Below are 12,359 nucleotides of genomic sequence, written 5' to 3'. Positions count from 1 at the left end.
AGTTGACAGCAAGCCATGTCCAACGGACCGGCAACAGAGCACGCCAAGGCGGAAGCCGCCATTGGCGAGACAGGCGTTGGCGAGATCGGCATTGACCCGATCCTCGGCTACGCGGCCTTGGCCGGCGTCACCGACGAGATGCTGGACGCCGAAGGTCGTATCAAGCCGGTCTGGGAGAACCTGATCGCGCATCTGAGCCGTCTCTCGGAAGCCGAGCTGCATGAACGCTTTGCCCGCGCCGACCGCTACCTGCGCGATGCCGGCGTGTTCTACCGAACCTATGCCGCACCCGGCTCCACGGCCGGAAGCGGCAGCGGCGAACGTGCCTGGCCGATCAGCCATATTCCGGTCCTGATCGCGGAAAAGGAATGGGAAGAAATTTCCCGCGGCCTCAAGCAACGCGCCGACCTTCTGGAAGCGATGCTTGCCGATATCTATGGCGACAACAAGCTGGTCGAGGAAGGCTTCCTGCCGCCGCAGCTCGTCGCCGGCAACCCGGAGTTTCTGCGTCCGCTGGTGGGCATAAAGCCGGTCAGCGGCCACTACCTGCATTTCTGTTCGTTCGAAATCGGCCGCGGCCCGGATGGCGACTGGTGGGTTCTGGCAGACCGCACGCAGGCCCCGTCAGGCGCAGGCTTTGCTCTCGAAAACCGCGTCGCCACCACACGCGCGCTGTCGGATATCTATGCCGAAAGCCATGTCCACCGCCTCGCCTCCTTCTTCGGCGCGTTCCGCGATGCGCTGCAGAGCCACAAGCAATATCCCGACGACCGGATCGCGGTTCTTTCCCCCGGCCCCGCCAACGAAACCTATTTCGAACACGCCTATATCGCCCGCTATCTCGGTTTCATGCTTCTGGAAGGCGAGGACCTGACCGTTCTCAACAACCGCGTCATGGTCCGCACTGCTGCGGGTCTGAAACCCATCGGCGTTCTCTGGCGCCGCCTCGACGCATCCTACGCCGATCCGATGGAATTGAACCAGAGCTCCCATATCGGCACGCCCGGCATGGTGCAGGCGCTGCGGTCCGGGTCGCTGACACTCGTCAATGCGCTCGGCTCCGGCATTCTCGAAACCCGGGCGCTGCTCGCCTTCATGCCCGCCATCTGCCGCCGCCTACTCGGCGAAGCGCCGATCATGCCCTCGATTGCGACCTGGTGGTGCGGCCAGAAGGCCGAGCGGGACCATGTGGCCAAGAATATCGGGCGGATGGTGATCGGCCCGGCCTATTCCGGCCTGCCCTTCTTCGACGACAACGGCCAGTCGGTGCTCGGATCGTCCTTGAGAGAGACCGCAAGAGAATCGATCGGCGAGTGGCTGTCGAGCGAAGGCGCCAAGCTCGTCGGCCAGGAAGTCGTGACGCTGTCGACGACGCCTGCCTATGTCGACGGCAAGCTGGTCCCGCGTCCGATGTCGCTGCGCGTCTTTGCGGCCCGCACCGAAGATGGCTGGCAGCTTATGCCCGGCGGTTTTGCCCGTATCGGTTCGGGCGACGACGTGGCCGCAATCGCCATGCAGGCCGGCGGGACCGCGGCCGATGTCTGGATCGTTTCCGACAAGCCCGTCGACAAGCCGACGCTGCTGCCACCGGAAGAAAGCTTTACCCGCAACATGCCGGGTTCGCTGCCCTCGCGCGCCGCCGACAATCTGTTCTGGCTCGGCCGCTATATCGAGCGCTCCGAAGGTGCGTTGCGCATCCTGCGCTCCTGGCACCTGCGATACGCGGAATCCGCCGATCCGGACGCGCCGCTTCTGGTCGATGTGGCCGACTACCTGAAATCCATCGATATGGACATGGCAAAGGCCGTGCCGGCACCGCTCCTGTCGCACCTCAACAGCGCCATCTATTCGGCCAGCAACATCCGCGACCGCTTTTCACCGGATGGCTGGCTGGCACTGACGGACCTTGCCAAGACCGCCAAGCGCTTCCATGAATCGGCACAACCCGGCGACGATGCCGCCCATGCCAGCACCATCCTTCTGCGCAAGCTGGCGGGGTTTGCCGGTCTCGTGCACGAAAACATGTATCGCTTCACGGGCTGGCGTTTTCTGTCGATCGGCCGCTATCTCGAGCGCGGTCTGCATATGACGCGGCTGCTCGCCCACATGTCCGGCCCCGACGCGCCGGACGGTTCGCTCGACATGCTGCTCGAAATCGGCGACAGCGTCATGACCCACCGGCGCCGCTACAACGTCAACACCGCGCGGCTGACCGTCGCCGACCTCCTGGCCCTCGATCCGCTCAACCCGCGTTCCATTCTCTTCCAGTTGAACGAGATCCGCACCGAGGTCGAGCAGCTGCCGAATGCCGTTGTGAACGGCCAGATGTCGCCCTTCTATCGGGAAGCAGTGCGACTGCATTCGGGCCTTGCAGTCATGACCCCCGAGGGCATGGACGTGGAAGTTTACCGTAAGCTCGAGCAAGAGCTTGAACGGCTTTCCGATATTCTCGCCCGAACCTATTTCAACTGAGCGGGAGAGAGGACACGCCATGCTTTACGACCTCTCCATGCACATGGGCTATGTCTATGACCAGCCGGCCTCGGTCGCACGGCATGTGATCCGGGTCCTGCCCCTGTCGCTGCCCGGCCGCCAACGGCTGATTGCAGGCACGATCACCGTCACGCCGAACGCAGAGGAGAAAGCCACCTTCATCGATTTCTTCGGCCAGCAGGCGACCTCCATCCTGCTGCGCGCGCCGCATGAACGGTTCGACATCCGTATGCAGGCGCGCGTCATGGTCGAGACCCCGACAATCTCCGCGGATCTGTCGCCACGGCTCGATGGCTTGAGGCGGGAGCTTGCAGCGTATCTTAGCGTCGACGGCAGCTCGCCGCACAACCTGACCGGCGCAAGCCCTCGCCTGCCCGAAGATCCGCAGATTGCCGCCTATGCCCGCGACGTCGTCAAGCCGGGCCAGACGGTGCTGGAGATTGCAAAGGAGCTCTGCACCCGCATCTACGACGACTTCAAGTATGACTCCAAGGCGACCAAGGTCGACACAACCCCGCGCGAGGCCTTCAAGCTGAAGCGCGGCGTCTGCCAGGACTTTGCCCATATCATGATCACGGCGCTGCGCAGCCTCGGCATCCCCGCAGGTTATGTTTCGGGCTTCCTGCGCACTCTGCCGCCCCCGGGCAAGGAGCGTTTGGAAGGCGCCGACGCGATGCATGCCTGGGTCAAGGTCTGGTGCGGCGAGGCGGTCGGCTATGTCGAACTGGACCCCACCAACGACATCATGGCCGGCACCGACCATATCGTCGTCGCCTACGGCCGTGACTATTCCGATATCGCACCTGTCATCGGCGTGCTCAAAGGTTACGGAAATCGAAAGATCATCCAGGCGGTTGATGTGATACCGGTCAGATAGACCCGTTTTGGCGCTGAATCGTCGTGTTGGTTCAATTTTTAAGGGTTGATTTAGCGGTTCCTCCACCCGCTCCGCGCTATCAAGACCACGTGTTAGTGCAAATGAGTTGCGCGGTTACGGCACGGGGGTAAGTGCGATGACAGCATCAATTTGGACGCGGTTTGCCAAGAACCGCGACGGAAATTTCGGCCTTATGACAGCGGTGCTCCTGCCCATCCTCCTGGGTTCGGCGGGCGTCGCGCTTGATTTTACCAATGCCATGCAGATCAAGAGCAAGATGCAGGGTCTGGCGGATTCCGCGGCACTGGCAGCTGCCTCATCGATGGCCCAGAAAGGCATGAACGAGAAGGACGCCCAGGAACTGGCGACCGACTACCTTGCCGGCCAGATCCTTGCCAATGGCATAGACGCGAACGCCACACCTGAAGAAAAGGCAGCGCAGCAGGAGGCGATCCGCAAGGCCACCGCCGTCAGCGCCAAGACCACCAACAACAGCGCTTCCAGCAAGGGCTATACGGTGGCGCTCAACACCAAGTACACGATGAAGCTGAACCCGATCACCAGCATGATCGGCGGCCAGTCCATCACGCTGAATATTGCGGCCACGGCATCCAGCAGTTCGGAAACGACCAACGGCATCTCGATGTACCTGGCGCTTGACCGGTCCGGCTCGATGTCCTTTGTCACCAGCGACAGGAATACACTACGGTCCTACTGTGACAACTACACCAACGCTGACTGGCCGTCGGTCGCCTTCTACTGGCCCTGCTACATCCGCAAGATCGAGGCCCTGCAGACGGCGGCAACGGGGCTGTTCACGTCGCTGAAGACGTCCGACCCGAAAAATACGCTGATCCGTGTCGGTGCGGTTTCCTACACCGATGAGACGCAGTCTCCGACACCGATGACATGGGGCACGACCGAGGCTGCCAAGTACGTGGCGGCGCTTCCAAGCGTTCCGACCGGCGGCACCGATGCCAGCGGCGCGATGACCCTCGCACTGAATGCGCTGAAATCGAGCAACACGACCGAGGCAACTGCGCATACGGCCAAGGGCAATGCCACCTTCAACCGCTACATCGTGCTGATGACGGATGGCGAGATGACCGGCAAAAGCGCCAACTGGAATCCGGCGCTGGACAGAACAGTGCGCAGCCAGTGCGAAACCGCCAAGGCCGATGGCATCAAGATCTTCACCGTTGCCTTCATGGCGCCGGACAAGGGCAAGTCGCTGCTGAGCACCTGCGCAAGCGCCAGCGACTACTATTACGAGCCTGAAGACATGACCGATCTCGTCAACGCGTTCGGCGATATCGCCAACAAGGCGGCAAAATCCGCGGTTCGCCTCACCAACTAGGCGGCAGTCTAAGTCTCTCGGAACGTTTGATTATTTGCAGAACCCCGTCCAACCGGCGGGGTTTTGCTTTTTTGCGATTTTACATGCCCATGACATATTTCAAGACCAATATCATTGCCCGTTGCAAGCGTTTCGTAACGGTGCATAACTGGTTTCCCAGATCTTCAACGAGGGTCCGAATCGGACGCAATTCTCACGCTTAACCAGAAAGTTAGCGCGACATGGACAAGACCTCTTCTAACGTCGAACTCCCCTTTCCGGCACCACGCAGCTCCCGGCCTGAAATCATGGCAGAGGAGATCATTGAGCGCCTGACCTACCGGATCGGCAAGGATGCGCAGGTCGCCAAGCCGCATGACTGGCTGACCGCAACGATCCTCGTGGTGCGCGACCGCATTATCGACCGGTGGATGGATTCGACCCGCAAGGTCTACAAAACAGGCGAGAAGCGCGTTTACTATCTATCGCTGGAATTCCTGATCGGCCGCCTGATGCGCGATGCCGTCAGCAATCTCGGCCTGATGTCGGAAATCCGCGACGCGCTGACATCGCTCGGCGTCGACGTGGCTGTCATCGCCGGCCTCGAACCCGATGCAGCCCTCGGCAACGGCGGCCTCGGCCGTCTGGCCGCCTGTTTCATGGAGAGCATGGCAACTGTCGAGATCCCGGCCTATGGCTACGGCATCCGTTATGTCCACGGCCTGTTCCGTCAGCAGATGGCCGATGGCTGGCAGGTGGAACTGCCGGAAACCTGGCTCGCCCACGGCAACCCCTGGGAATTCGAGCGCCGCGAAAGCTCCTACGAAATCGGCTTCGGCGGCACGGTCGATACCGTCGGCGGTTACGACGATGCGCCGCGCTATGTCTGGAAGCCGGCCGAACGCGTCATCGCCATGGCCTACGACACGCCGATCGTCGGCTGGCGTGGCAAGCGCGTCAACACGCTGCGCCTCTGGTCGGCCCAGCCGATCGATCCGATCCTGCTCGATGCCTTCAACGCCGGCGACCACATCGGTGCGCTGCGCGAAAGCAACAAGGCCGAAAGCCTCACCCGCGTCCTCTACCCGGCCGATGCCAATCCGGCCGGCCAGGAACTGCGCCTGCGCCAGGAATTCTTCTTCTCGTCCGCCTCGCTTCAGGACATCCTGCGCCGCCACCTGCAGCAGTATCCGGATTTCACCAATCTTCCCGACAAGGTCGCGATCCAGCTCAACGACACCCACCCGGCGATCTCGATCGGAGAACTGATGCGCCTTCTGGTCGACATCCACGGCGTGGATTTCGACGAGAGCTGGGAAATCGTCCGCAAGACCTTCTCCTACACCAACCACACGCTTCTGCCCGAGGCGCTGGAAAGCTGGCCGGTACCGTTGTTCGAGCGCCTGCTGCCGCGCCACATGCAGCTCGTCTATGCGATCAACACCAAGATCTTGCTCGAAGCGCGCAAGCTGAAGAATTTCTCCGAAACCCAGATCCGTTCGATCTCGCTGATCGACGAGGGCGGCGAGCGCCGCGTGCGCATGGGCAACCTTGCCTTCGTCGGCTCGCATTCGATCAACGGCGTCTCGGCCCTGCATACGGACCTGATGAAGGTCACCGTGTTCCAGGACCTGCACACGCTCTATCCCACACGCATCAACAACAAGACCAACGGCATCACCCCTCGCCGCTGGCTGATGCAGTGCAATCCGGGCCTCACTTCGCTGATCCAGGACGCCATCGGCGACAAATTCCTTGATGACACCGAGGCGCTGACAGATCTTGAGAAATTCTCAAGCGACAGCTCGTTCCAGGACAAGTTTGCTGCGATCAAGCGCACCAACAAGATCGCACTCGCCAATCTGGTCGGCAGCCGCATGGGCATCAGGCTCGATCCGTCGGCCATGTTCGACATCCAGATCAAGCGCATCCACGAATACAAGCGCCAGCTCCTCAACATCATCGAGGCGGTAGCACTCTACGACCAGATCCGCTCGCATCCCGAACTCGACTGGGTGCCGCGTGTCAAACTGTTCGCCGGCAAGGCGGCGCCGAGCTACCACAACGCCAAGCTGATCATCAAGCTCGCCAACGATGTGGCCCGCGTCATCAACAACGACCCGTCGGTGCGCGGTCTCCTGAAGATCGTCTTCATACCGAACTACAACGTGTCTCTCGCCGAGATCATGGTCCCCGCAGCCGATCTTTCCGAGCAGATCTCGACGGCCGGTATGGAAGCGTCGGGAACCGGCAACATGAAGTTTGCCCTGAACGGGGCACTGACGATCGGCACGCTCGACGGCGCCAATGTCGAAATGCGCGACCATGTCGGGGAAGACAACATCGTCATCTTCGGCCTGAAAGCGGACGAGGTGCAGAAGGTCCGCGACGAGGGCCACGATCCCCGCGCCGTTATCGACCAGTCTCCGGAACTTGCACAGGCCCTGAATGCCATTGCGACAGGCGTGTTCTCGCCGGATGACCGGTCGCGTTTCACGGTCCTGATGGACGGGATCTACAATCACGACTGGTTCATGGTTGCCGCCGACTTCGATGCCTATGCAGCAGCGCAGCGCAGCGTTGACCAAATCTGGTCGGACCCTAAATCATGGTATTCGAAGACTATTCTCAACACCGCCCGCATGGGTTGGTTCTCCTCCGATAGAACCATTCGCCAATACGCGTCGGAAATCTGGAGAGCCTGATGACAAAAGCGCCGCGTATGCTCGATGACGGGAGAGCTCCTGGAGAAATCCCGTTATCCGAGATCGAGGCGATTTTGGAAGGCAGGCATACAAACCTCTTTGCCGTTCTCGGCCTGCACAAGGTCGGGGACGTCTACAGGGTCCGCTGTTTCATCCCCGGCGCCGAGGCTGTCACGGCCACGGCGCTGAACGGCACGGAACTGGGGGAACTCACCTGCCGCCACGAAGCCGGTTATTTCGAAGGCATCGTCTCCGCGTCGCAACGCCAGCCCGTCCGTTATCGCGCCCGCCGCGGTGATGACGAGTGGGCGGTGACGGACCCCTACTCGTTCGGCCCGGTTCTGGGACCGATGGACGATTATTTCGTCCGCGAGGGATCGCATCTGCGCCTGTTCGACAAGATGGGCGCCCATCCCCTCAAGCACGAGGGCGTCGAGGGATATCATTTCGCCGTCTGGGCACCGAATGCCAAGCGCGTTTCCGTCGTCGGTGATTTCAACACCTGGGATGGCCGCCGCCACATCATGCGGCTGCGTCAGGACACCGGCATCTGGGAAATCTTCGCGCCCGATATCCTGGCCGGCACCCCCTACAAGTTCGAGATCGTCGGCAGCGACGGCGAAGTTTTGCCCCTCAAGGCCGACCCTTACGCCCGGCGCGCCGAAATGCGCCCGAAGACGGCGTCCGTCACCACGCCGGAACTGGTGCAGAAGTGGGATGACGAAGCCCACCGCGAATTCTGGGAAAAGGCTGATCATCGCCGGCAGGCGATCTCGATCTACGAAGTGCACGCCGGTTCATGGCGCCGCAAGCAGGATGGTTCGTTCCTCTCCTGGGACGAGCTTGCCGCCGAACTAATCCCCTACTGCACCGACATGGGCTTTACCCATATCGAATTCCTTCCGATTACCGAACATCCCTATGATCCGTCCTGGGGCTACCAGACCACCGGCCTCTATGCTCCGTCGGCCCGTTTCGGCGAGCCGGAAGGCTTTGCCCGCTTCGTCAACGGCTGCCACAAGGTCGGCATCGGCGTCATCCTCGACTGGGTGCCAGCCCACTTCCCGGTCGACGCCCACGGGCTTCGCCATTTCGACGGCACCGCACTCTACGAGCATGAAGATCCGCGCCAGGGGTTCCACCCCGACTGGAACACGGCGATCTACAATTTCGGACGTCTCGAAGTCCTGTCCTATCTCGTCAACAACGCGCTCTACTGGTCGGAGAAATTCCACCTCGATGGCCTGCGTGTCGATGCGGTCGCCTCGATGCTCTATCTCGACTATTCCCGCCGCGAGGGCGAATGGGTGCCGAACGAGTATGGCGGCCGCGAGAACCTGGAATCTGTCCGCTTCCTGCAGAAGATGAACTCGCTTTCCTACGGCAATCATCCCGGTGTGATGACCATTGCCGAGGAATCCACATCCTGGCCGAAGGTCTCGGCGCCGGTCCACGAAGGCGGTCTCGGCTTCGGGTTCAAGTGGAACATGGGTTTCATGCATGACACGCTGAGTTATCTCGCGCGTGAGCCTGTTCACCGCAAGCATCACCACAACACTATGACCTTCGGCATGATCTACGCCTATTCCGAAAACTTCGTCCTGCCGCTCAGCCATGATGAAGTCGTGCACGGCAAGGGGTCGCTGATCGCCAAGATGGCCGGCGACGACTGGCAGAAATTCGCCAATCTGCGCGCCTATTACGGGTTCATGTGGGGTTATCCGGGCAAGAAGCTGCTGTTCATGGGCCAGGAATTTGCCCAGTGGAGCGAATGGAGCGAGGAGCGGTCGCTGGACTGGAATCTGCTGCAATACAGCCCGCACGAAGGCATGCGCCGTCTCGTCCGCGATCTGAACTTCTGCTACCGCTCCAAGCCCGCCCTGCATGCCCGCGATTGCGAGAGCGAAGGGTTCCGCTGGCTGATTGCCGATGATGCCGAAAACTCCGTGTTTGCCTGGCTGCGTATGGCGCCGGGGGAAAAGCCGGTGGCGGTGATCACGAATTTTACCCCGGTCTACCGGGAAAATTACCGTATTCCCTTGCCAAGCGAGGGCAGATGGCGGGAAATCCTCAACACCGATGCCGAGATCTATGGCGGCACCGGCAAAGGGAATGGCGGACGCGTGCAGGCGGTGAATGCGGGAGGAACGATCACCGCCGACATCACGTTGCCGCCTCTGGCGACGATCATGCTGGAATTGCAATAACGACCGGGAGGGAGAACCATGAACGACAAACGCATACAGCCACTCTCACGCGACGCGATGGCCTATGTCCTGGCCGGCGGCCGCGGCAGTCGCCTGAAGGAACTGACGGATCGCCGCGCCAAGCCCGCGGTCTACTTCGGCGGCAAGGCGCGCATCATCGATTTCGCGCTGTCGAACGCGCTGAATTCCGGCATCCGCCGCATCGGCGTTGCGACCCAGTACAAGGCGCATTCGCTGATCCGCCACATGCAGCGCGGCTGGAACTTCCTGCGTTCAGAGCGCAATGAAAGCTTCGACATCCTGCCCGCCTCCCAGCGCGTTTCGGAAACGCAATGGTATGAAGGCACGGCCGACGCGGTGTTCCAGAACATCGACATCATCGAGGGCTACGCGCCGGAATACATGGTCATCCTTGCCGGCGACCATGTCTACAAGATGGACTACGAGTACATGCTGCAGCAGCACGTGAACTCCGGCGCCGACGTCACCGTCGGTTGCCTCGAGGTTCCGCGCATGGAAGCCACGGGCTTCGGCGTCATGCATGTCAACGAGAAGGACGAGATCATCGATTTCGTCGAAAAGCCGGCCGACCCACCGGGAATTCCCGGCAATCCGGATTTCGCGCTGGCCTCGATGGGCATCTACGTCTTCCACACGAAATTCCTGATCGAAGCGCTGAAACGCGACGCGGAAGCCGAAGGCTCAAGCCGCGACTTCGGCAAGGATATCATTCCCTACATCGTCGAGCACGGTAAGGCCGTCGCGCACCGCTTTGCCGATAGCTGCGTCCGGTCCGATTTCGAGCGCGAGCCCTACTGGCGCGATGCAGGGACGGTGGACGCATACTGGCAGGCCAACATCGACCTGACAGAAATCGTGCCCGGCCTTGATCTCTACGACAAGTCCTGGCCGATCTGGACCTTCGGTGAAATTACCCCACCGGCAAAGTTTGTGCATGACGACGAAAACCGCCGCGGGTCCGCAACATCCTCGGTCATTTCCGGCGACTGCATCATTTCCGGTTCGTCGCTCAACCGAAGCCTTCTCTTCACCGGCGTGCGTGCCAATTCCTATTCCAAGCTCGAAGGCGCGGTTGTGCTGCCGAACGTGCGGATCGGACGGCGCGCCCAGCTTCGCGACGTCATCATCGACCACGGCGTCACCATTCCGGAAGGCCTGATCGTCGGAGAGGATCCCGAACTCGATGCTAAGCGCTTTCGCCGCACCGAGAGCGGTATCTGCCTGATCACCCAGGCGATGATCGACAAGCTCGAGCTGTGAACGGGATCCTCCGATGAATGTTCTGTCGGTCGCGTCCGAAGTCTTTCCGCTGGTAAAAACCGGCGGCCTCGCCGATGTGGCCGGCGCACTGCCGCTGGCACTCAAGAGCCAGGGCGTCTCGATGAAGACCCTGATGCCGGGCTATCCGGCTGTCATGCGGGTGCTGAAGGATGCAAAACTCGTCATGAGTTTCGACGACCTTCTCGGTGCCAGTGCCGATATCCTCGAAGTCACGCACCAGGGGCTAGACCTCCTGGTGCTCGACTGCCCCATGTTCTTCGACAGGCCGGGCGGCCCCTATCTCGATCAGACGGGCATGGACCATCCCGACAACTGGAGACGCTTCGCGGCACTGTCCAAGGCGGGTGCGATCATCGCGCAGGACGGTATCGCGGGCTGGCGGCCCGACATCGCACATGTCCATGACTGGCAGGCGGCCATGCTTCCGGCCTTTATGCGCTACTCGGAAACGCCCGAAATCCCGACGCTGATCACCATTCACAACATCGCGTTCCAGGGCATGTTCGGCGCCGATATCTTCCCCTTTCTCGGTCTGCCGGACCATGCCTTTGCGATGGACGGGATCGAATATTTCGGCGGCATCAGCTATTTGAAAGCCGGGCTGGAGACGAGCTGGGCAATCTCTACCGTTTCTCCCTCCTATGCCGAGGAAATTCTGAGCGGCGAATACGGCATGGGGCTCGAGGGTCTGCTCTCCCGCCGCTCCGTGGATCTGACGGGTATCGTCAACGGCATCGACGCTGAAATCTGGGACCCGGAAACCGACATCAACCTGCACACCCGCTACGGTGCCGAAAGCCTTGCAAGCCGCGCCGGCAACAAGCGGGCGATCGAGGAGCGGTTCGGCCTCGTCGAAAGCGACGGTCCGCTGTTTTGCGTCATCTCCCGCCTCACCTCGCAGAAGGGCATGGATCTGCTGGCGCAGGAGATCGACAACCTTGTCGAAGCCGGCGGCAGGCTGGCGGTGCTCGGCTCCGGCGATCAGGCGCTCGAAACCGCATTTCACGCCGCTGCAGGCCGCCATCCGGGCAGCGTTTCGGTTCTGACTACCTATGACGAGCCGCTGTCGCACCTGCTTCAGGGCGGCTCCGATGCCATCATCATCCCCTCCCGGTTCGAGCCGTGTGGCCTCACCCAGCTTTACGGTCTGCGTTACGGCTGCATCCCGGTCGTTGCCCGCACCGGTGGCCTCAACGACACGGTCATCGACGCTAGCCCCGCCGCACTCGCTGCGAAGGCCGCAACCGGTGTCTCCTTCGGCCCGGCAACAGCCGACAATCTTGGCCGCGCCCTGCGCCGCGCCATCCGTCTCTACAAAGACCCTGATGTCTGGACGGAAATGCAGAAGCAGGGCATGAAATCCGACGTTTCCTGGGACAGGAGTGCTGGCCTCTATGCCGCGCTCTATTCCGACCTACTTGCAAGAAAAGGCATTTGAG

General features: G+C 61.4%; 7 protein-coding genes. All 7 read left to right on the top strand.

Features of this window, described 5'->3' with window-relative positions; genetic code table 11:
* Positions 1-15 precede the first annotated feature (15 nt).
* The 7 genes from IFT59_RS02660 (at position 16) to glgA (ending at position 12,358) form a co-directional block, all read left to right on the top strand.
* Complete coding sequence (locus tag IFT59_RS02660; protein ID WP_192086025.1) at positions 16-2,472, top strand: circularly permuted type 2 ATP-grasp protein; 2,457 nt, start codon at positions 16-18, stop codon at positions 2,470-2,472.
* 19 nt (positions 2,473-2,491) lie between these two features.
* The gene (locus IFT59_RS02655) at positions 2,492-3,370 is read left to right on the top strand and encodes a transglutaminase family protein (protein WP_192077638.1); all 879 of its coding nucleotides are present in this window, start codon (positions 2,492-2,494) and stop codon (positions 3,368-3,370) included.
* Between the two features lie 136 nt (positions 3,371-3,506).
* Positions 3,507-4,727 (top strand): vWA domain-containing protein, encoded by a 1,221-nt coding sequence (locus tag IFT59_RS02650; protein WP_062461028.1) that lies wholly within the window; start codon positions 3,507-3,509, stop codon positions 4,725-4,727.
* A gap of 221 nt (positions 4,728-4,948) precedes the next feature.
* The gene (locus IFT59_RS02645; RefSeq protein ID WP_062461031.1) at positions 4,949-7,411 is read left to right on the top strand and encodes a glycogen/starch/alpha-glucan phosphorylase; all 2,463 of its coding nucleotides are present in this window, start codon (positions 4,949-4,951) and stop codon (positions 7,409-7,411) included.
* Between the two features lie 17 nt (positions 7,412-7,428).
* Positions 7,429-9,618, top strand: coding sequence for a 1,4-alpha-glucan branching protein GlgB (gene glgB, locus IFT59_RS02640; protein ID WP_249407548.1), 2,190 nt, complete (start codon positions 7,429-7,431; stop codon positions 9,616-9,618).
* Positions 9,619-9,636: 18 nt separating this feature from the next.
* Positions 9,637-10,899 carry a glucose-1-phosphate adenylyltransferase gene (gene glgC / locus IFT59_RS02635; protein ID WP_062461037.1) on the top strand — a complete coding sequence of 421 codons (1,263 nt, stop codon included), beginning with the start codon at positions 9,637-9,639 and terminating at the stop codon, positions 10,897-10,899.
* 13 nt (positions 10,900-10,912) lie between these two features.
* Positions 10,913-12,358, top strand: a complete 1,446-nt coding sequence (glgA, locus tag IFT59_RS02630; protein ID WP_192086023.1) for a glycogen synthase GlgA — start codon at positions 10,913-10,915, stop codon at positions 12,356-12,358.
* The last annotated feature ends 1 nt before the right edge of the window (position 12,359 follow it).

Source organism: Rhizobium sp. CFBP 8752 (genome assembly GCF_014842035.1).
In the GTDB taxonomy this organism is placed as follows: domain Bacteria; phylum Pseudomonadota; class Alphaproteobacteria; order Rhizobiales; family Rhizobiaceae; genus Neorhizobium; species Neorhizobium soli.
The sequence above is the reverse complement of the archived record's forward strand: the minus strand, read 5'-3'. Positions and strand labels throughout refer to the sequence as shown.

Coding starts and splice junctions, on each gene's coding strand:
- glgA (WP_192086023.1), top strand. CDS start 10,913: ATGAATGTTCTGTCGGTCGCGTCCGAAGTCTTTCCGCTGGTAAAAACC.
- glgB (WP_249407548.1), top strand. CDS start 7,429: ATGCTCGATGACGGGAGAGCTCCTGGAGAAATCCCGTTATCCGAGATC.
- IFT59_RS02655 (WP_192077638.1), top strand. CDS start 2,492: ATGCTTTACGACCTCTCCATGCACATGGGCTATGTCTATGACCAGCCG.
- glgC (WP_062461037.1), top strand. CDS start 9,637: ATGAACGACAAACGCATACAGCCACTCTCACGCGACGCGATGGCCTAT.
- IFT59_RS02645 (WP_062461031.1), top strand. CDS start 4,949: ATGGACAAGACCTCTTCTAACGTCGAACTCCCCTTTCCGGCACCACGC.
- IFT59_RS02650 (WP_062461028.1), top strand. CDS start 3,507: ATGACAGCATCAATTTGGACGCGGTTTGCCAAGAACCGCGACGGAAAT.
- IFT59_RS02660 (WP_192086025.1), top strand. CDS start 16: ATGTCCAACGGACCGGCAACAGAGCACGCCAAGGCGGAAGCCGCCATT.